This is a genomic window from Pseudomonas sp. RIT-PI-AD (genome assembly GCF_025642785.1).
Classification (GTDB): Bacteria; Pseudomonadota; Gammaproteobacteria; order Pseudomonadales; family Pseudomonadaceae; genus Pseudomonas_T.
The window spans coordinates 62,601-80,913 of the sequence record NZ_JANZKU010000004.1 but is presented as its reverse complement, the minus strand read 5'-3'; the positions used below and the strand labels follow the sequence as shown (position 1 = coordinate 80,913).

Here is an 18,313-nt window from a genome sequence, read left to right as displayed (position 1 = left end):
GGCAGCGAACGAGTGGCGGGCGACGTGAAAGTATCGATGAGCGTAACGGACCCGCAGCCAATGGCCTTCGGCCGGGAGACAGGCGCATGACCCTGGTGCTGGGTATCGACCCCGGTTCGCGCATCACCGGCTACGGCGTGGTGCGTGATACCGGGCGTGGCTGCGAGTACGTGGCGTCCGGCTGCATCCGCACCGGTACCGGTGCCTTGCATGAGCGGCTGCAGATCGTCTACCGCAGCGTGCGCGAGGTGATCCAGTCCTACGGGCCGGTGACCATGGGGATCGAGCAGGTGTTTATGGCGCGTAACGCCGATTCCGCGCTCAAGCTCGGGCAGGCACGCGGCGCCGCGCTTCTGGCGGGTGCCGAAGAAGGCCTGGAAATAGCCGAATACACCGCGACCCAGGTCAAGCAGGCGATCGCCGGAACCGGCGGCGCCGACAAGCAGCAGGTGCTGATGATGGTCATGCACTTGCTCAAACTGACCCAGAAGCCCCAGATCGACGCGTCCGATGCGTTGGCCATCGCGATGTGCCACGCGCACCATCGGCAGAGTCTCATCCCCCATGGCCTCGCGGCCGCCAAGCGGCGCGGCGGTCGCCTGCGCCTTTAACCTGATGGAGAAACCGTGATCGGACGCTTGCGTGGCACTCTGGCGGAAAAGCAACCGCCGCATCTGATCCTCGACGTCAATGGTGTCGGCTACGAGCTCGAAGTGCCCATGACCACCCTGTACCGGTTGCCCTCTCTGGGCGAGCCGGTGACGCTGCACACCCACCTGGTGGTGCGCGAGGATGCCCATCTGCTCTATGGCTTTTTCGAGAAGCGCGAGCGCGAGCTGTTCCGTGAACTGATCCGTCTCAATGGCGTCGGGCCCAAGCTGGCATTGGCTCTGATGTCCGGTCTGGAAGTGGACGAACTGGTGCGTTGCGTGCAGGCCCAGGACACGTCGGTGCTGGTGAGAATCCCCGGGGTCGGCAAGAAAACCGCGGAGCGATTGCTGGTCGAGTTGAAGGATCGCTTCAAGGCCTGGGAAACCATGCCCTCCATCTCCACGCTGGTGGTTGAACCCCGCGCGGGCGCGGCAGTCTCAACCGCGGAGCAAGATGCGGTAAGCGCATTGATTTCCCTGGGCTTCAAGCCCCAGGAAGCCAGCCGGGCCGTGTCGGCCGTGCTGGATGACGACCTGGGTAGCGAAGAGCTGATTCGTCGCGCGCTTAAAGGCATGGTGTGAATTGCCCACTGAAGGTATCTGGATGGACGCTGACTTGATGGACGGGATCCCATGATCGAAGCCGATCGCTTGATCACCGCCGTCACCCGTGACCGCGACGAACAGTTGGACCGTGCCATTCGTCCACTGAGCCTGGCCGACTACATCGGCCAGCCGAGCGTGCGGGAGCAGATGGACCTGTTCATCCAGGCGGCCAAGCGTCGCAAGGAAGCCCTCGACCATACGTTGATCTTCGGTCCGCCCGGCCTCGGCAAGACCACCCTGGCCAACATCATCGCCCAGGAAATGGGCGTGTCGATCAAGAGCACCTCCGGGCCCGTCCTCGAGCGTCCAGGCGATCTCGCCGCGTTGCTCACCAACCTGGAAGCCGGCGATGTGCTGTTCGTCGACGAAATCCACCGCCTTTCGCCCATCGTCGAGGAAGTGCTGTACCCGGCGATGGAAGATTTCCAACTGGACATCATGATCGGCGAGGGCCCCGCGGCCCGCTCGATCAAATTGGACCTGCCGCCCTTCACCCTGGTGGGGGCGACCACCCGCGCCGGCATGCTGACCAATCCCTTGCGCGATCGTTTCGGAATCGTCCAGCGCCTGGAGTTCTACAACGTCGCCGACCTGGCGACCATCGTCAGCCGCTCCGCGGGGATACTCGGGCTGCCGATCGAGCCGGAGGGCGCATTCGAGATCGCCCGCCGGGCCCGTGGCACGCCGCGTATCGCCAACCGCCTGCTGCGCCGCGTGCGCGACTTCGCCGAGATCCGCGCCGAGGGCCACATCACCCGTCCGATCGCCGATCTGGCGCTCAACCTGCTGGATGTCGACGAGCGCGGCTTCGATCACCAGGACCGTCGCCTGCTGCTGACCCTGATCGAGAAGTTCGATGGCGGGCCGGTCGGCGTCGACAGCCTGGCGGCGGCGATCAGCGAAGAACGCCATACCATCGAAGATGTGTTGGAACCTTATCTGATTCAGCAGGGCTATATCATGCGCACCCCGCGAGGGCGCGTGGTGACGCGCCATGCCTATCTGCACTTCGGCTTGAACATACCCAAGCGCATGGGCGAAGCCCCGGTCGCCGACCTGTTTTCCGAAGGTGACGAATAGTGGAAAAGCGTTGCATGGCGATTGGCAAGTATGGGAGTAGGCACTAGAGTATGCGCGCGCAAAACGAGGCTCCGCCGTTCGCCCACAGGTGCCGTGTTTACTACGAAGACACCGATGCCGGCGGCATCGTCTACTACGTCAATTACCTCAAGTTCATGGAGCGGGCTCGTACCGAGCGACTGCGTGAATTGGGCTTCGCCCAGTCGCAGTTGGCGGGAGAGAACCTGCTGTTCGTCGTGCATTCGAGCGAGGCCCGCTATCACGCGCCGGCTCGCCTGGACGACGAATTGAAGGTCTCCGCCGACGTAATCGAATTGAACCGTGCCAGCCTGCGTTTCCGTCAGCGGATACGCCGGGTGGCGGATGATGCGCTGCTCTGCGAAGGGCAGTTCCTGGTGGCCTGTGTGCGCGCCGACAGTTTGAAACCCCGGGCCATCCCCGAAGCGCTGCGTTCAGCCTTCGCCGGTTCGGGTCTATCCCCTGCAGGAGATTAAGCGTGGAAGCCAACGTCGTCGACCATACCTCCATGTGGAGCCTGATCAGTAACGCCAGTGTCGTGGTGCAACTGGTCATGCTCGCTCTGGTGGCCGCCTCGGTCACCTCGTGGATCATGATTTTCCAACGCAGCAATATGCTGCGCGCCGCGAAAAAAGCGCTCGATAACTTCGAGGAGCGTTTCTGGTCGGGCATCGACCTGTCCAAACTCTATCGGCAGGCGGGTAGCAGCCCGGATCCCGATTCGGGCGTCGAGCAGATCTTTCGCGCCGGATTCAAGGAGTTTTCCCGCCTGCGCCAACAGGCCGGGGTAGACCCGGATGCGGTCATGGACGGGGTCGCCCGCGCCATGCGCGTCGCGATTTCCCGCGAGGAAGAAAAGCTCGAGCAGGGTTTGCCCTATCTCGCCACCGTGGGCTCGACCAGCCCTTATGTCGGCCTGTTCGGCACCGTATGGGGGATCATGAACTCCTTCCGGGGCCTGGCGCAGGCGCAGCAAGCGACCCTCGCCACCGTGGCGCCCGGTATCGCCGAAGCCCTGATCGCTACCGCGATCGGCCTGTTCGCGGCGATCCCGGCGGTCATTGCTTACAACCGTTTCGCCGCCCGTAGCGAGACCCTGATCAGCCGCTATTACACCTTCGCCGACGAATTCCAGGCGATCCTGCATCGCAAGGTTCACACCAGCGAAGAGTGAAGGCTTCGACAGGCGTACGAGCCGCGGTTGCGGGAAGCAGAACTCTTTCGATAGGTTTTAAGTGATGGCCAGAATTCGCCAAAAACGCAAGCCGGTCGCCGAAATGAACGTGGTGCCCTACATCGACGTGATGTTGGTACTGCTGGTGATTTTCATGGTGACCGCGCCGATGCTCAACCAGGGTGTGAAGGTCGATCTGCCGAAAGTGAGCAGCGAAGCCTTGCCCCAGGACAACGACAAGCAAGTGCTGACCATTTCCATCAAGGCCGACAAGACCTACTACTGGAATCTCGGCAGCGAAGTGGATACCGAGAAGCAGACCGACAAAGCGCTGACGTTGCCGGAAATGACCAAGGCGATCACCGCCATCATGAACGAGAGCCGTCGCCAGGGTAAGCAGACCCAGGTCTTCATCCGCGGCGACAAGGCAGTCGACTATGGCGCCGTGATGGCGGCCATGGGCGGGTTGCAGCAGGCCGGCGTGGGTAACGTCGGACTGATCACCGAGGCGCCCTGATGCTACAGCGCGAGCGCTCCCCTTCGGAAGGCTATTTCTGGCCATCGCTCCTGGCGGTGGCGTTGCATGCGCTGTTGTTCGGCCTGTTGTTCGCCAGCTTCGCCATGACGCCCGAACTGCCGCCCGCCCGTCCCATCGTGCAGGCCACTCTGTATCAGTTGAAATCCCAGAGTCAGGCAACGACCGCCACCAACAAGAAAATCGCCGGCGAAGCGAAAAAGACCTCGGCTCCCCAGTACGAGACCGATCAGGTCGAGCAGAAGAAAGCCGAAGAGCTGAAAATCGCTGCAGCCAAAGCGGCGGAACAAAAGAAAGCCGAGGAAGCTCGAAAGTCCGAGGAAGCCGCCCAGGCCGCCGAGGCCAAGAAAGCCGAGGAGGCCGCTAAGGCTGCCACCGAGGCGAAAAAGGCTGAAGAGCAGAAGGCCAACGAACAGAAGAAGGCCGAGGAACAGAAGCAGCAGGCCGATATCGCCAAGAAGCGCGCAGAAGAGGAAGCCAAGAAAAAGGCCGCCGACGACGCGCAGAAAGCCGAAGAGGCCAAGAAGGCGGAAGCCAAAAAAGCCGAGGATGCCAAGAAGGCTGCGGAAGAGGCCAAGAAGAAAGCGGCAGCCGAGGCGGCCAAGAAAAAGGCGGTTGAGGACGCACGGAAGAAAACAGCGGCCGAACTTGCCAAGAAGAAAGCGGCCGAAGACTCCAAGCGCAAGGCCACCGAGGACAAGAAAGCCGCGGCTTTGGCGGAGCTGCTGTCCAACGACGTGCAGAACGAGCAGACGGTGGCTGACGAAGTCGGCGACAAGGTCGCCGGCAGCCTCGACGATTTGATCGTCAGTCTGGTCAGTCAGGAATGGCGGCGTCCGCCGTCGGCCCGAAACGGAATGAGCGTAGAGGTCATGATTCAGATGCTGCCGGACGGCACCATCACCAATGCCAGCGTCACCCGCTCGAGCGGCGATGCGCCGTTCGACAGTTCCGCCGTAGCAGCGGTACGCAACGTGGGACGTGTTCCTGAGATGCAACAATTGACTCGTGCGCAGTTCGACTCCCTTTACCGGCAGCGACGCATGGTCTTCAAACCGGAGGATTTAGGTCTGTGAATACCCTGATTCGTATCATTCTGCTGGGCATGGTCATGCTGGCGGGGGCCGTTCAAGCGGCCGACCCCCTGGTCATCACCAAGGGTACCGACCGCGCCACACCCATCGCCGTAGTGCCTTTCGCCTGGCAAGGCGGAACCGTGTTGCCGGACGACATGGCTGACATCATCGGCAAGGACCTGCGCAATTCAGGCGTCTTCGAGCCGATTCCACGGCAGAACATGATCAGCCAGCCCTCCCAGGCCAGCGAAGTGATCTACCGCGACTGGAAAGCCCTGGGCGCGCAATACGTGCTCGTCGGGAGCGTGGTGCCGGCCGGCGGCCGCCTGCAGGTCCAGTTCGCGCTGTTCAACGTGGCCACCGAGCAACAGGTCATGGCGGGTTCGGTCAGCGGCGGGACGGACCAGTTGCGCGACATGGCGCACCATATCTCCGACCAGTCCTTCGAAAAACTCACCGGCATCAAGGGCGCTTTCTCCACCAAGCTGCTGTACGTCACCGCCGAGCGTTTTGGCGTGAACAACACCCGCTATACCCTACAGCGCTCCGATTACGATGGCGCGCGCGCGGTGACCTTGCTGCAATCCCGCGAGCCCATCCTGTCGCCTCGCTACGCTCCGGATGGCCGTCGCATCGCCTACGTATCTTTCGAACAGAAACGCCCACGCATTTTCGTACAGCACATCGATACCGGTCGCCGCGAGCAGATCACCAACTTCGAAGGCCTCAACGGCGCGCCGGCCTGGTCGCCGGATGGCAATCGCCTGGCGTTCGTGCTGTCCAAGGATGGCAATCCGGAAATCTACGTGATGGACATGGGTTCGCGTCAGTTGCAACGGGTGACCAACCATTACGCCATCGACACCGAGCCGTTCTGGGGTAAAGACGGCCAAACCATCTATTTCACCTCCGATCGGGCCGGCAAGCCGCAGATCTACAAGATGAACATCGCCAGCGGTTCGGTAGAGCGCGTGACCTTCAAGGGTAACTACAACGCCAACCCGAAATTGTCCGCTGACGAAAAGACCCTCGTGATGATTCACCGTCAGGATGGGTTCACCAACTTCAAGGTGGCTGCGCAGGATTTGCAACGCGGCGACTTGAAGATCCTGTCCGACACCAGTCTGGACGAGTCGCCCACTGTTGCGCCCAACGGCACCATGCTAATCTACGCCACCCGCCAGCAGGGCATGGGGGTCCTGATGCTAGCGTCCACCAACGGACGCGTGAGACTTCCTCTGCCCGCCGCCCAAGGTGAGGTCCGTGAGCCTTCATGGTCGCCTTACTTGAACTGATGCGGTCGCCAACTTTCAATACTTAAACACACACCTGGGGTTCATTAGGAGTTACATCATGGAAATGCTGAAATTCGGCAAGTTTGCTGCACTGGCTCTGGCGATGGCTGTCGCTGTAGGTTGCTCCTCCAAAGGCGGCGATGACAGCGGCGCTGGCGCTGGCATGGATCCGAACGCGGGTTCCTCTTCGGGCATGAACAGCGGTTCCGTAGACGGTAGCCTGAGCGAAGAGGCTTCCCTCCGCGCCATCACCACCTTCTACTTCGAATACGACAGCTCCGACCTGAAGCCGGAAGCCATGCGCGCGCTCGACGTACACGCCAAGGACCTGAAAGGCAACGGCGCTCGCGTCGTGCTGGAAGGCCACACCGACGAGCGTGGTACCCGCGAGTACAACATGGCTTTGGGCGAGCGTCGTGCTAACGCCGTTCAACGTTACCTGGTTCTGCAGGGTGTGTCCCCGGCTCAACTGGAACTAGTTTCCTATGGCGAAGAGCGTCCGGTTGCCACTGGCAACGACGAGCAGTCCTGGGCCCAGAACCGTCGCGTCGAACTGCGTAAGTAATTCGTCATGCGCAAGTGCCGTCGTGCTTTGACTGTTTTGGCTCTCGGCCTGCCGCTCGCGGCGATGGCCGAGGTTCCGGTCGTGGATGGCAACACCGGTAACGGTAGCTATCCGCCTTCGGGTTATGGCACGACTGGCGCCTATGCAGGGGGCGGGGCTTCGGCCCCGGCCTCGGCACAGGGTGAGCTGTTCATGCAGTTGCAGCAAATTCAGCAAGAGGTCGCGCGACTGCGCGGCATGGTCGAAGAACAGCAATACGAAGTTCAACGCCTCAAGCAAGAGGGGTTGGAGCGCTACCAAGACCTCGACAAGCGGTTGGCCAGTGGTGCCGCGGCACCGGATGCCAATGCTTCAGCGGGCGCGCCGATCGATGCCAACGGGACCCTCACTCCACCTGCCGGCCAGCAACCTGCCAGCAGCGCCGAGCCCGGGGATCCGGCAAAGGAAAAACTGTATTACGAGGCCGCCTTCGATCTGATCAAGGCCAAGGATTTCGAGAAGGCCAGCCAGGCTTTCAATGCTTTTCTACGCAAGTATCCCAATAGTCAGTACGCCGGCAATGCGCAGTATTGGTTGGGCGAAGTGAACCTGACCAAGGGTGATCTGCAGGGCGCCGCACAGGCGTTCGCCAAGGTGGGCCAGGCCTATCCCAAGCATCCCAAGGTTCCGGACTCGCTGTATAAGCTTGCCGACGTGGAGCAGCGTCTCGGTGATACCAACAAGGCGAAGGGGATTTTGCGGCAAGTCATCGCCCAATATCCGGGCAGTTCCGCCGCCCAGTTGGCGCAGCGCGATATACAGCGCCTGCCCTGACCCTCGTCGAAGAGGTCGATCAAAGCCCGCCCAGTGCGGGCTTTTTCATTTAGAATCCCGCTGCTTTTCAAACCCTGTCTTCCCGCAACGGAGGCGGATGGCCTGTTTCGCCGTCACGCCCGTGGCCCCTATGTATCAAACCCTGCGAATCACCGAGATCTTTTTCTCGTTGCAGGGGGAAACACGAACGGCCGGCTTGCCGACCGTTTTCGTGCGCCTAACCGGCTGCCCCCTGCGTTGTCAGTACTGCGACACCGCTTACGCTTTTAGTGGCGGCACCTCCATGCCGCTGGAGGTCATTCTCCAACAGGTCGCCGGCTACCGGCCGCGCCATGTGTGCGTCACCGGCGGTGAGCCGCTGGCGCAACCCAACTGCATCCCGCTCCTGCGGGCGCTATGCGATTCGGGCTATCAGGTATCGCTGGAAACCAGCGGTGCGCTCGATGTGTCCGCCGTGGATTCTCGGGTCAGCAAGGTCGTCGATCTGAAAACACCCGGCTCGCAAGAAGTCGCGCGCAATCGCTACGAAAATATCGCTCATCTCGGCCCCCACGATCAGGTGAAGTTCGTCATCTGCTCCCGGGAGGACTACGACTGGGCCGTTTCCAAGCTGATTCAGTACCGGCTCGACGAGCGCGTGGGCGAGGTGTTGTTCTCGCCCAGCCACGCCCAAGTAGAGGCCCGGGCACTGGCGGACTGGGTCCTGACGGACAACTTGCCAGTACGCATGCAACTGCAGTTGCACAAGATTCTATGGAACGATGAACCCGGACATTGAAGGCGTGAACATGAACCAGAAGAAAGCGGTAATCCTCCTGTCCGGTGGCCTCGATTCAGCGACCGTGGTAGCCCTGGCTCGCGCCGAGGGGTATGCCTGCTACACCATGAGCTTCGACTACGGGCAACGCCATCGCGCCGAGCTGATGGCCGCCGAGCACGTGGCCCGGTATTTCGAGGTGGTGGAGCATAAGGTGATCGGCCTGAGCCTCGACGGCATCGGCGGCTCGGCACTGACCGATGCGTCCCTGGCCGTGCCGGAAAGCCCTACCGAGGGCATCCCGATCACCTATGTGCCGGCGCGCAACACGGTATTCCTTTCCCTGGCCCTGGGTTGGGCGGAAGTGCTGGGTGCCCAGGACATTTTCATTGGGGTGAACGCGGTGGATTACTCGGGCTATCCGGATTGCCGCCCGGCGTTCATCGAGGCGTTCGAGCGGCTGGCCAACCTGGCGACGAGAACGGGTGTGGAAGGGGAGGGTTTCCGCATCCGTGCACCCTTGCAGGATATGAGCAAGGCCGAGATCGTTGCCGCCGGTTTGCGTCATGGGGTCGACTACGCGCTGACGGTGTCCTGCTATCAGGCTGATGAACGGGGCCGCGCCTGCGCCAAATGCGACAGTTGCCGGCTGCGTGCCGAGGGCTTCGCGGCGGCCGGTGTCGAGGACCCGACGCGTTATCGATAATTTTTTTCCGCGACGTGTTGATTTTATGAAATAAATCAGTATCATGCGCCGCGTTGGGTCGTTAGCTCAGTTGGTAGAGCAGTTGGCTTTTAACCAATTGGTCGTAGGTTCGAATCCTACACGACCCACCACTCCTTCCCCGCACTACCCCTCTCGCTTCTCTTCGCCACCCTCCGACCTCGGGTTTCCAGGGTGTTACACTCGGCTCTCGCGCATGCAGGTCCAGCGAATATGACGCAGATTTCCGAACGCCTCCTCGTCCAGGCCCATCTCGCCGCCAAACAGCCGATGCCGCTGTCTGCCGACGAAGAGTTGTCCTATCGCCGCGAGATCGCCGCCGAACTCAAGGCGCGCAACGCCGTTCTGGTCGCGCATTACTACTGCGATCCGGTCATCCAGGCGTTGGCCGAGGACACCGGTGGATGCGTATCCGATTCGCTGGAGATGGCCCGCTTCGGCAACCAGCATCCGGCTACCACCGTTGTGGTGGCGGGGGTGCGCTTCATGGGCGAGACCGCGAAGATCCTCAATCCGGAAAAACGCGTGCTGATGCCGACGCTGGAAGCCACCTGTTCGCTCGACCTGGGTTGCCCGGTGGAGGCGTTCTCGGCCTTCTGCGACCAGCACCCGGAGCGCACGGTGGTGGTCTATGCGAACACCTCGGCAGCGGTGAAGGCGCGGGCGGACTGGGTGGTGACCTCCAGCTGCGCGTTGGAGATCGTCGAGAGCCTGATGGATAACGGCGAGACCATCCTCTGGGGGCCGGACCAGCACCTGGGGCGCTACATCCAGCGCGAGACCGGGGCGGATATGCTCCTATGGGATGGTGCCTGCATCGTCCATGAAGAGTTCAAGGCGAAGCAGCTGGAAGACATGAAGGCGCTGTACCCCGACGCGGCGGTGCTGGTGCACCCGGAGTCTCCGGAAGCGGTGATCGACCTGGCCGACGCCGTGGGTTCCACCAGTCAGCTGATCAAGGCGGCACAGACGCTGCCGAACAAGACCTTCATCGTCGCCACCGATCGCGGCATCTTCTACAAGATGCAGCAGTTGTGTCCGGACAAGTCGTTCGTCGAGGCACCCACCGCCGGAAATGGCGCGGCCTGCCGCAGTTGCGCGCACTGCCCGTGGATGGCGATGAACACCCTGGCGCGCACGCTTCGATGCTTGCGCGAAGGCCGCGACGAAATCTTCGTCGATCCGGCGCTCATCCCCCGCGCCGTGCGGCCGCTGAAGCGCATGCTCGACTTCACCCAGGCCGCGCGCCTCAAGCTCGCCGGCAACGCCTGACCGCCACGCCGGCTATCGGCGGGCGACGAATTCCCCTCTCAACGCAGCATGCCCTTGATCGCCCGTTGTTCGTCGAGCAATTCCTTTTGCCGGGCGTCGATGCGTGATGCCAGGGGGAAATTGTTGTTGGCGCGGCGCTTGGCGAAGTCCAGCTGTTCGATGGCTTGGTCGTAGTCTCCCACCAGCGCGAAATATTCCGCACGGGCCTGGTGCAGGCCGATGGTATTGCCGGCCAGTCCGCGCACCTCGGCGACCTGGTACCAGACATCGGGGTCGTGGGGGCGACTCTGCAGGAGCTCGTTCAGGTTCTTCTCCGCCTGCTGCGGCTGGCCCTGCTTGATCAACAGATCGGTGCGCATCTGTTTCAGCGGGTAGTTGTTGGGGTACATCGCCAGCAGGCGGTCGCTGCGCTTCTGGGCATCCGGCAGGCGATTGGCCGTGATGTCCAGATCCACCTGGGCGAGGTTGTAGGCGATCTCGTCGGGGGCCTTTTCCAATAACGCCTGCAGGGCTTCACGGGCTTCGTTGAGCTGTCCCGCTTTGATCTTCGCCAGCGCCAGCCCGTAACGGGCCGCGTCCAGCTTAGGGTTTTCGTCGAGCATGGCGCGGAAGCGCTTGGCGGCAATGCCCGGGGTCTCCTCGTAGAAGAGTTGTACGCGCGCGCGCATCAGTTGGTAGCGCAGGCTGTCTTCCTTGCCGCCGGGTTTCTGCTGCTCCGCGCGGTTACGGGTATCGGCGATGCGCGACTCGGTGACCGGGTGAGTGAGGAGGAACTCCGGGGGCTTGGCGTCGTAGCGGTACTGGCGCATCAGGCGCTCGAACATGCTCGGCATGGCGCGCGGATCGTAGCCGGCCTTCTCCAGGTTGAGCAGGCCGATGCGATCGGCTTCCTGCTCGTTCTGCCGGGAAAATCGCCGTTGCTCCTGGATCGCCGCGGCCTGGCTGGAGGCGATGGCGGCGATCCCGGCATCCCCGGCGCCCGCGGCGGCGGCGACGATACCCGCGAGCATCGCGGCCATCAGCGGAATCTGCATGCGTTGCTGAGCCTCGACGCCCCGGGCGAAGTGACGTTGCGACACGTGCGCCAGTTCGTGGGCGAGTACCGCCGCATATTCGGCTTCGGTCTGGGCATAGAGGAACAGGCCGCCATTCACCCCGACGATGCCGCCGGGCGCGGCGAAGGCGTTGATCTGCGAGCTGTTGAGCAGGATGAATTCGAGGCGGCGGTCCTGCAATTGACTGGTTTCCGCCAAGGCATAGACGCTGCTTTCGACGTAGTCCTTCAACTGGGGGTCGGAGAGCTGGTCGACTTCGCCGCGCAGGATGCTCAGCCAGGCCCGCCCGAGTTGGTGCTCCTGCTCCGGGGATACGATCGACGAGCTGGCATCGCCGAGCGAGGGCAGGTCATCGGCCATGGAGGGGGAAGCGAGGAGGCAGGCGAGCGTCAGCAGCGTGGGGCGCAGGAGGTTCATGCAGAAAGCTCTTGGCGGCAAAGGCGATACTGTAGCCGGCCCGCCGTATAACTGGCCAGGGCCGCGCCGGCTTGGGTATCCTAGCCGGCTTCACTGGAGGTTTGACCATGACTGACGCGGCCCTTGTCCCTGACGCCGAATTGGATGCCAGCGGCTTGAATTGCCCGATGCCGCTGCTCAAGGCGAAACTCGAACTGAATCGCTTGCCCAGCGGCGCGCTGCTCAAGGTGACCGCCACCGACGCCGCCTCGCGGCGCGACTTCCAGGCCTTCGCCCGCCTGGCCGGGCACGTCCTGGAACGTGAGGAGGCCGAAGACGGCGTCTACCGCTATTGGTTGCGCAAGGGGTAAGAACGGTCGCCGACGGCGGCCCGCTCCGTCGCTCCCGACGGTTTTCGCAGATGAACCGCCAGGCCTCCGGCCGGCCGCTCTAAGGAATATCGATGTTCAAGGTGCTTAGAGATTGGGTACAGCGCTATTTCTCGGACGAGGAAGCGGTGGTGCTGGCGGTCATCCTGATCCTCGGTTTCGCGGCGATCCTCACCCTGGGCGGCATGCTCGCACCGGTGCTGGCCGGGCTGGTGCTGGCGTTCCTGATGCAGGGGCTGGTGAACCTCCTGGAGCGCCTGCGCCTGCCCGAGGCCGCTGCGGTCTGGCTGGTCTATGCGCTGTTCATCGGCCTGCTGGCCATGATCCTGCTGGTGTTGGTGCCGCTGCTCTGGCAGCAGGTGATCACGCTGTTCAACGAGCTGCCGAGGATGCTGGGCGAATGGCAGTCGCTGCTGTTGGTACTGCCGGAGCGCTATCCGCACCTGGTGACCGACGAGCAGGTCCTGCAGGCCATCGAGGCGGCGCGCGGCGAGATCGGCAAATTCGGCCAATGGGCGCTGACTTTCTCGCTGTCCAGCCTGCCATTGTTGCTCAGCGTCATGATCTATCTGGTGCTGGTGCCGATCCTGGTGTTCTTCTTCCTCAAGGATCGACGCCTGATCGGCGGCTGGTTGAGCGGCTACCTGCCGCGCAGGCGCGTCCTGATGACCCAGGTATGGGACGAGATGAACCAGCAGATCGCCAACTACATCCGTGGCAAGGTGATCGAGATCGTCATCTGCGGCGGAGTGACCTACGTGGCCTTCGTGTCCCTCGGGCTCAACTACGCGGCGCTGCTGGCCTTGCTGGTCGGCCTGTCGGTGGTGGTGCCCTACATAGGCGCGGTGGTGGTGACGGTGCCGGTGGCTCTGATCGCGCTGTTCCAGTGGGGCTGGAGCGACCAGTTCGTCTACCTGATGGTGGTGTATGGCGTGATCCAGGCACTGGATGGCAACGTGCTGGTGCCGCTGCTGTTTTCCGAGGCGGTCAGCCTGCATCCGGTGGCGATCATCTGCGCCGTGCTGCTGTTCGGCGGGCTCTGGGGATTCTGGGGCGTGTTCTTCGCCATTCCGCTGGCGACGCTGTGCAAGGCGTTGCTGGATGCCTGGCCGCGGCCCACGCCGCCTTCGGTGTCGCCGTTCTACTGATCGGCGGCGGGCTCAGGCGCGATTCAGCGCCTGGGCGGCGGCCAGCACCGTCTCCACGTGCCCCGGGACTTTCACCCCGCGCCATTCCTGGCGCAACACCCCGTCCTTGTCGATGAGAAAGGTGCTGCGGTCGATCCCCAGGTATTCCTTGCCGTAGAGCTTCTTCAGCTTGATCACCTCGAACTGCCGGCAGAGCGCTTCCTCCTTATCGGAGAGCAGCTCGAACGGGAAGCCCTGCTTGCCCTTGAAGTTCTCGTGGGACTTCAAGCCATCCCGCGAGACCCCGAACACCAGGGTGTTGGCTGCCAGGAAATCCCCGTGGGCGTCGCGAAAGCCCTGGCCCTGGGTGGTGCAACCGGGCGTGCTGTCCTTCGGGTAGAAATACAGCACGACCTGCTGGCCCTTCAGGGCGGAGAGGCTGACCGAAGTGCCGCCGGTGGCTGACAGGGTGAAGTCGGCGACCGGTTGGTCGAGAGTCACGGGCATGTCGGGCTCCTGTGGGTTCGGCTCATTGGTGCTGCGGGCGCCAGGGCTCGATCAGGGCATCCAGGTTGAGGGCGTCGGCGAAATCCAGGAACTGGTCGCGCAGCCAACTGATCTGGGTCCCGGCCGGCAGCACCACGGTGATGGTGGCGTTGAGCATGGTGCTGCCGGTCTGCGGGGCCTGGTAAGTGTCATAGGTCAGGTTTTCCAGCTCGACGTGATGGTCGACGAAGAACTGGCACAGTTCGTTGAGGATGTCCGGGCGATAGGCCGCGCTGATGTAGGCCACGTAGGGCAGGGACTGGGGGCGTGGCTCGAGTGCAGCGCTGCGGGTCACGTTGACCGTGAAGTTCTGCCGCTTGGCCAGGCTCGGCAAGCCGGCTTCCAGGCGGGCCAGGCCGTCCCAGCTGCCGCTGACCTGCAGGGTCAGCGCGCTGAACTCGCCATGGCGGGTCAGGCGACTGCTGACCAGGGCGCAACGGTTTTCCTGGCTGGCGCGGCAGAGCGTACTGGTCAACTCCATGGGATCGGTGCCGAGCGCGCTGATGACGAGGAATTGTTCACGAACGGGAGGGGTGGACATGCAGCATTCCTAAAGCGAAGGGGTCGACCGGGTGACTGTCGAGAGAAGCGGAAGGTTAGCGAAAAGCGCCGCCCAGGGGAATGCTTGAAGGCCAGCGCTCAGCTTGTGCTGGACAGGTGGCGCCAGTACCATTACCGCTCTTTTTCCCGGCGGGAGCGGTTGCATGATTGCGGGCAGTATGGTGGCACTGGTAACGCCCCTGGATGCACAGGGTAGTCTCGACTGGGACAGCCTGGGCAAGCTGGTGGACTTCCATCTGCAAGAGGGCACCAACGCTATCGTCGCGGTCGGCACCACCGGTGAGTCCGCCACGCTGGAAGTCTCCGAGCACATCGAGGTGATTCGCCGGGTCGTGGCCCAGGTGGCCGGCCGTATCCCGGTGATCGCCGGTACCGGCGGCAACTCCACCCGCGAGTCGGTGGAACTGACCGCCGAGGCGAAGCGCGTTGGCGCCGACGCCTGTCTGCTGGTGACACCCTACTACAACAAGCCGACCCAGGAAGGCCTGTACCAGCATTTCCGCCATATCGCCGAGGCCGTGGCGATACCGCAGATTCTCTATAACGTGCCGGGCCGTACCGCCTGCGACATGTTGCCGGAAACCGTCGAGCGCCTGGCGAAAGTGGCCAATATCGTCGGGATCAAGGAAGCCACCGGCGACCTGCAGCGTGGCCAGGAAGTCCTCGATCGAGTGGGCCGGGATTTCCTGGTGTACTCCGGCGACGACGCCACCGCGGTCGAGCTGATGCTGATGGGTGGCAAGGGCAATATTTCCGTCACCGCCAACGTCGCGCCCCGCGCCATGAGCGAGTTGTGCGCCGCCGCCATGCGTGGAGACGCGGCCACCGCCCGGGCGATCAACGAACGCCTGCTGCCCTTGCACAAATCACTGTTCATCGAATCCAACCCGATCCCGGTGAAATGGGCCCTTCACGAGATGGGCCTGATCCCGGACGGTATCCGCCTTCCCCTGACCTGGCTCAGCCCGCGCTGTCATGAACCGCTGCGGCAGGCCATGCGCCAGTCCGGCATCCTGGCTTAATCGAGGAAACACACTGCATGAAGCGACTGGCCGGACTCTCCGCGCTTGCCCTGACCCTTTCCAGCACCGGCGGCTGCGCCTGGTTGTGGGGCGACGAAGGCTATTTCCGTGATCGCAGCAACGATTACCTGGAGTCGCGGCAGACCGCGCCGATGCAGGTTCCGGCCGATGTCGATGCGAAGCGCCTCGATCAGCTGCTGCCGATCCCGGTGAACGTCGCGTCGGCTCCGGCCGACCGTGATTACGACGTGCCGCGCCCGCAGGCGCTGCCGGTTGGCGGCGAAGCCAGCGATTTCAGCCTGCAGAAGAGCGGCGATTCGCGCTGGGTAGTGGCCCAGCGCATTCCGGCCGAGGTCTGGCCGGGCACCCGCCAGTTCTTCGAGGACGGCGGATTCCGTATCGTCGACGAGCGCCCGCAGACCGGTGAATTCAGCACCGACTGGCAACGTATCGATCGTCTGTCGGCCCCCCTGGCGCGCCGCCTCGGCGGACGGGTATCGGGCCTGGCGGAAGATGCCGAGGTTCGGGTGCATGTCCGCATCGAGCCTGGCGTACAGCGCAACACCAGCGAAATCTACCTGCTCACCGCCGATCGTCCGGCCGATAGCACGGCCGAGGGGTCCTGGCCGAGCCGTTCCACCAGCCCCAGCCTCGAGGCCGCGCTGCTCGACGAAATGATCGCCACCATGGCCCGCGGCGCGGAGCAGGGCGGGTCGGTCTCGTTGCTGGCCGCCCGCGACTTCGACGCCCCGAGCCGGGTCTCGCTGTCCGAGGACGGCAACGGCAACCCGGTGCTCAACCTGGGCGCGGATTTCGACCGGGCCTGGTCGAGCGTGGCGCGAGCCCTGGAGCAAGGTGACGTGCGTGTCGACGACCTTAACCGCAGCCTTGGCGTCTACTACATCAACCTTGCCGAGCGCGCCGAGAAAAAAGCCGACGAACCGGGTTTCTTCGGGCGTCTCTGGGGCAGCAAGCCCAGCCAGGAAGAGCTGGACGCACGCGCCGAGCGTTACCAGGTCCGCCTGACGAAGGTGGGCGACAGCGTTCAGGTCAGCGTCGAGAAAGACATCAACACCGTCGCGCCGGACGACGTCGCACGGCGCGTGCTCAGCCTCATCCAGGAAAACATCGGTTAAGTGCGCTTCGCCGTTCTGGGCAGTGGCAGCCGTGGCAATGGCACCTTGGTCGAGAAGGGTTCGACCCGGGTGTTGGTGGATTGCGGTTTCACCCTGCGCGAGACCGAGCGCCGGCTGGCGCGGCTGAACCGCAGCCCGTGCCAGCTTACCGCTATCCTGGTGACCCACGAGCATTCCGACCACTGCAACGGCGTCGAGCTGCTGGCGCGTCGCTACAGCATCCCCGTCTACATGAGCGACGGAACGGCCCGCGGACTGCGCAAACCCTTCGCCCCGGCCGGACTGGCCAGCCCGGAACGCCCGCTGGAGATCCGCGACTTGCAGATCCGTGTAGTGTCGGTGGCCCACGATGCCCGCGAGCCGACCCAGTTCGTGTTCTCCGACGGACGCCGGCGCCTCGGCCTGCTGACCGATCTGGGCTCCAGCACGCCTTCGGTGGTCGAGCACTACAGCGATCTGGATGCGTTGGTCATGGAGGCGAACCATGACAGCGACATGCTCGCCCGTGGCCCCTATCCTTATTTCCTCAAGAACAGGGTGGGCGGTGCCTGGGGCCATATGAACAACCACCAGGCCGCGGCACTAGTACAAGAAGTGGGCTGGAAGCAGTTGCAGCACCTGGTGCTGGCTCACCTCAGCGAGAAGAACAACCTGCCGCACCTGGCCCGGCAAACGTTCGCCGACACCCTCGGCTGCGATCCGGGCTGGTTGCAAGTGGCCGATCAAGATTCGGGGCTGGACTGGCGCGAAATCGCCTGAGCCCCACCTTTCAGCAAGCGGAGACCCTCATGGAAAAACGTGCAGAACTCTACCGTGGCAAAGCCAAGTCGGTGTATGCCACCGACGATGCCGACCGTCTGGTCCTCCTGTTCCGCAATGACACCTCCGCGTTCGACGGCAAGAAGGTCGAACAGCTGGAGCGCAAGGGGATGGTGAACAACAAGTTCAACGCCTTCATTATGGAAAAGCTCGAAGCGGCCGGTATCCCGACCCAGTTCGACGCGCTGCTGTCCGACACCGAATGCCTGGTCAAGAAACTCGACATGATCCCCGTGGAATGTGTCGTGCGTAACTACGCCGCCGGCAGCCTGGTACGGCGCCTGGGCATCGAGGAGGGCCGCGAGCTGACCCCTTCCACCTTCGAGCTGTTCCTGAAGAACGACGCCCTTGGCGACCCCTTCATCAACGAATCCCATGTCGTGTCCTTCGGTTGGGGCACCCCCGAGCAACTGGCGCGGATGAAGGAACTGTCCCTGAAGGTCAACGAGATCCTGACGGCCCTCTTCAGCGACGCCGGCCTGTTGCTGGTGGATTTCAAGCTGGAGTTCGGCCTGTTCCATGGCGAGATCGTGCTCGGCGACGAATTCAGCCCCGACGGTTGCCGCCTATGGGACAAGGAAACCCGCAAGAAGATGGACAAGGACCGTTTCCGCCAAGGCCTGGGGGACGTCATCGAAGCCTACGAAGAAGTCGCCTTGCGTCTGGGCGTACCGCTGTAACCGCAGCGTTCCCGCAA

General features: G+C 63.2%; 22 protein-coding genes and 1 tRNA gene. 20 read left to right on the top strand and 3 right to left on the bottom strand.

Annotated elements, in window-relative coordinates; all coding sequences use genetic code 11:
- The first annotated feature begins 86 nt into the window (after nt 1–86).
- From ruvC to nadA, 14 genes are all read left to right on the top strand, one after another.
- Nucleotides 87–611: a crossover junction endodeoxyribonuclease RuvC gene (gene ruvC, locus OGL92_RS04780; protein WP_263141149.1), complete on the top strand. Its 525-nt coding sequence runs from the start codon at nt 87–89 to the stop codon at nt 609–611.
- Nucleotides 612–626: 15 nt separating this feature from the next.
- Nucleotides 627–1,232 carry a Holliday junction branch migration protein RuvA gene (gene ruvA, locus OGL92_RS04775; protein WP_263141147.1) on the top strand — a complete coding sequence of 202 codons (606 nt, stop codon included), beginning with the start codon at nt 627–629 and terminating at the stop codon, nt 1,230–1,232.
- 51 nt (nt 1,233–1,283) lie between these two features.
- Nucleotides 1,284–2,336, top strand: a complete 1,053-nt coding sequence (ruvB, locus tag OGL92_RS04770) for a Holliday junction branch migration DNA helicase RuvB (protein WP_263141145.1) — start codon at nt 1,284–1,286, stop codon at nt 2,334–2,336.
- 50 nt (nt 2,337–2,386) lie between these two features.
- On the top strand, nt 2,387–2,830 hold the full coding sequence (gene ybgC, locus OGL92_RS04765) for a tol-pal system-associated acyl-CoA thioesterase (RefSeq protein ID WP_263141144.1): 444 nt from the start codon (nt 2,387–2,389) through the stop codon (nt 2,828–2,830).
- Between the two features lie 2 nt (nt 2,831–2,832).
- Nucleotides 2,833–3,528, top strand: coding sequence for a protein TolQ (gene tolQ, locus OGL92_RS04760; RefSeq protein WP_263141141.1), 696 nt, complete (start codon nt 2,833–2,835; stop codon nt 3,526–3,528).
- 64 nt (nt 3,529–3,592) lie between these two features.
- Complete coding sequence (gene tolR, locus OGL92_RS04755; protein WP_263141138.1) at nt 3,593–4,045, top strand: protein TolR; 453 nt, start codon at nt 3,593–3,595, stop codon at nt 4,043–4,045.
- On the top strand, nt 4,042–5,139 hold the full coding sequence (gene tolA, locus OGL92_RS04750; RefSeq protein WP_263141518.1) for a cell envelope integrity protein TolA: 1,098 nt from the start codon (nt 4,042–4,044) through the stop codon (nt 5,137–5,139). Before tolR ends, tolA begins: the two co-directional genes overlap by 4 nt.
- Entirely contained in the window at nt 5,136–6,434 is a 1,299-nt protein-coding gene (gene tolB / locus OGL92_RS04745; RefSeq protein WP_263141136.1) for a Tol-Pal system beta propeller repeat protein TolB, read from the top strand. Before tolA ends, tolB begins: the two co-directional genes overlap by 4 nt.
- Before the next feature lie 58 nt (nt 6,435–6,492).
- Nucleotides 6,493–6,999, top strand: a complete 507-nt coding sequence (gene pal, locus OGL92_RS04740; RefSeq protein ID WP_263141133.1) for a peptidoglycan-associated lipoprotein Pal — start codon at nt 6,493–6,495, stop codon at nt 6,997–6,999.
- Nucleotides 7,000–7,005: 6 nt separating this feature from the next.
- Nucleotides 7,006–7,812 carry a tol-pal system protein YbgF gene (gene ybgF / locus OGL92_RS04735; protein ID WP_263141131.1) on the top strand — a complete coding sequence of 269 codons (807 nt, stop codon included), beginning with the start codon at nt 7,006–7,008 and terminating at the stop codon, nt 7,810–7,812.
- Between the two features lie 130 nt (nt 7,813–7,942).
- Nucleotides 7,943–8,590 (top strand): 7-carboxy-7-deazaguanine synthase QueE, encoded by a 648-nt coding sequence (queE, locus tag OGL92_RS04730; protein WP_263141517.1) that lies wholly within the window; start codon nt 7,943–7,945, stop codon nt 8,588–8,590.
- 10 nt (nt 8,591–8,600) lie between these two features.
- A complete protein-coding gene (gene queC / locus OGL92_RS04725; protein WP_263141129.1) occupies nt 8,601–9,275 on the top strand; it encodes a 7-cyano-7-deazaguanine synthase QueC in 675 nt (224 codons plus the stop codon).
- 55 nt (nt 9,276–9,330) lie between these two features.
- Nucleotides 9,331–9,406: transfer RNA gene (locus OGL92_RS04720), tRNA-Lys, on the top strand.
- A 100-nt stretch (nt 9,407–9,506) separates the two neighbouring features.
- Nucleotides 9,507–10,565 (top strand): quinolinate synthase NadA, encoded by a 1,059-nt coding sequence (gene nadA / locus OGL92_RS04715; protein ID WP_263141128.1) that lies wholly within the window; start codon nt 9,507–9,509, stop codon nt 10,563–10,565.
- Nucleotides 10,566–10,603: 38 nt separating this feature from the next.
- On the opposite strand, the gene OGL92_RS04710 is transcribed toward nadA, so the two are convergent.
- Nucleotides 10,604–12,037 carry a M48 family metalloprotease gene (locus tag OGL92_RS04710; RefSeq protein WP_263141127.1) on the bottom strand — a complete coding sequence of 478 codons (1,434 nt, stop codon included), beginning with the start codon at nt 12,035–12,037 and terminating at the stop codon, nt 10,604–10,606.
- A gap of 107 nt (nt 12,038–12,144) precedes the next feature.
- On the opposite strand from OGL92_RS04710, the gene OGL92_RS04705 reads away from it, so the two are divergent.
- Together OGL92_RS04705 and OGL92_RS04700 are read left to right on the top strand one after the other, a co-directional pair.
- Nucleotides 12,145–12,387, top strand: coding sequence for a sulfurtransferase TusA family protein (locus OGL92_RS04705; protein WP_263141126.1), 243 nt, complete (start codon nt 12,145–12,147; stop codon nt 12,385–12,387).
- A 92-nt stretch (nt 12,388–12,479) separates the two neighbouring features.
- Nucleotides 12,480–13,553, top strand: coding sequence for an AI-2E family transporter (locus OGL92_RS04700; RefSeq protein WP_263141125.1), 1,074 nt, complete (start codon nt 12,480–12,482; stop codon nt 13,551–13,553).
- A gap of 12 nt (nt 13,554–13,565) precedes the next feature.
- Here the strand turns inward: OGL92_RS04700 and OGL92_RS04695 are convergent, their stop codons facing one another.
- A complete protein-coding gene (locus tag OGL92_RS04695; RefSeq protein ID WP_263141123.1) occupies nt 13,566–14,039 on the bottom strand; it encodes a peroxiredoxin in 474 nt (157 codons plus the stop codon).
- Between the two features lie 22 nt (nt 14,040–14,061).
- Nucleotides 14,062–14,619, bottom strand: a complete 558-nt coding sequence (locus OGL92_RS04690; protein WP_263141121.1) for a glycine cleavage system protein R — start codon at nt 14,617–14,619, stop codon at nt 14,062–14,064.
- 163 nt (nt 14,620–14,782) lie between these two features.
- Here OGL92_RS04690 and dapA point away from each other — a divergent pair, with 163 nt between their 5' ends.
- The 4 genes from dapA to purC are packed head-to-tail and all read left to right on the top strand — an operon-like array spanning nt 14,783 to nt 18,296.
- Nucleotides 14,783–15,661, top strand: coding sequence for a 4-hydroxy-tetrahydrodipicolinate synthase (dapA, locus tag OGL92_RS04685; protein ID WP_263141118.1), 879 nt, complete (start codon nt 14,783–14,785; stop codon nt 15,659–15,661).
- 17 nt (nt 15,662–15,678) lie between these two features.
- Entirely contained in the window at nt 15,679–16,797 is a 1,119-nt protein-coding gene (gene bamC, locus OGL92_RS04680; RefSeq protein ID WP_263141116.1) for an outer membrane protein assembly factor BamC, read from the top strand.
- The gene (locus tag OGL92_RS04675) at nt 16,798–17,556 is read left to right on the top strand and encodes an MBL fold metallo-hydrolase (RefSeq protein WP_263141114.1); all 759 of its coding nucleotides are present in this window, start codon (nt 16,798–16,800) and stop codon (nt 17,554–17,556) included.
- Between the two features lie 29 nt (nt 17,557–17,585).
- The gene (gene purC, locus OGL92_RS04670; RefSeq protein WP_263141111.1) at nt 17,586–18,296 is read left to right on the top strand and encodes a phosphoribosylaminoimidazolesuccinocarboxamide synthase; all 711 of its coding nucleotides are present in this window, start codon (nt 17,586–17,588) and stop codon (nt 18,294–18,296) included.
- The last annotated feature ends 17 nt before the right edge of the window (nt 18,297–18,313 follow it).

What these genes read in the sequence shown, in the direction of transcription:
- bamC (WP_263141116.1), top strand. Translation starts at nt 15,679, where the DNA reads ATGAAGCGACTGGCCGGACTCTCCGCGCTTGCCCTGACCCTTTCCAGC.
- ybgC (WP_263141144.1), top strand. Translation starts at nt 2,387, where the DNA reads ATGCGCGCGCAAAACGAGGCTCCGCCGTTCGCCCACAGGTGCCGTGTT.
- OGL92_RS04695 (WP_263141123.1), bottom strand. Translation starts at nt 14,039, where the DNA reads ATGCCCGTGACTCTCGACCAACCGGTCGCCGACTTCACCCTGTCAGCC.
- ruvB (WP_263141145.1), top strand. Translation starts at nt 1,284, where the DNA reads ATGATCGAAGCCGATCGCTTGATCACCGCCGTCACCCGTGACCGCGAC.
- OGL92_RS04700 (WP_263141125.1), top strand. Translation starts at nt 12,480, where the DNA reads ATGTTCAAGGTGCTTAGAGATTGGGTACAGCGCTATTTCTCGGACGAG.
- nadA (WP_263141128.1), top strand. Translation starts at nt 9,507, where the DNA reads ATGACGCAGATTTCCGAACGCCTCCTCGTCCAGGCCCATCTCGCCGCC.
- ybgF (WP_263141131.1), top strand. Translation starts at nt 7,006, where the DNA reads ATGCGCAAGTGCCGTCGTGCTTTGACTGTTTTGGCTCTCGGCCTGCCG.
- tolR (WP_263141138.1), top strand. Translation starts at nt 3,593, where the DNA reads ATGGCCAGAATTCGCCAAAAACGCAAGCCGGTCGCCGAAATGAACGTG.
- queC (WP_263141129.1), top strand. Translation starts at nt 8,601, where the DNA reads ATGAACCAGAAGAAAGCGGTAATCCTCCTGTCCGGTGGCCTCGATTCA.
- dapA (WP_263141118.1), top strand. Translation starts at nt 14,783, where the DNA reads ATGATTGCGGGCAGTATGGTGGCACTGGTAACGCCCCTGGATGCACAG.
- queE (WP_263141517.1), top strand. Translation starts at nt 7,943, where the DNA reads ATGTATCAAACCCTGCGAATCACCGAGATCTTTTTCTCGTTGCAGGGG.
- pal (WP_263141133.1), top strand. Translation starts at nt 6,493, where the DNA reads ATGGAAATGCTGAAATTCGGCAAGTTTGCTGCACTGGCTCTGGCGATG.
- purC (WP_263141111.1), top strand. Translation starts at nt 17,586, where the DNA reads ATGGAAAAACGTGCAGAACTCTACCGTGGCAAAGCCAAGTCGGTGTAT.
- OGL92_RS04690 (WP_263141121.1), bottom strand. Translation starts at nt 14,619, where the DNA reads ATGTCCACCCCTCCCGTTCGTGAACAATTCCTCGTCATCAGCGCGCTC.
- ruvC (WP_263141149.1), top strand. Translation starts at nt 87, where the DNA reads ATGACCCTGGTGCTGGGTATCGACCCCGGTTCGCGCATCACCGGCTAC.
- OGL92_RS04705 (WP_263141126.1), top strand. Translation starts at nt 12,145, where the DNA reads ATGACTGACGCGGCCCTTGTCCCTGACGCCGAATTGGATGCCAGCGGC.
- OGL92_RS04710 (WP_263141127.1), bottom strand. Translation starts at nt 12,037, where the DNA reads ATGAACCTCCTGCGCCCCACGCTGCTGACGCTCGCCTGCCTCCTCGCT.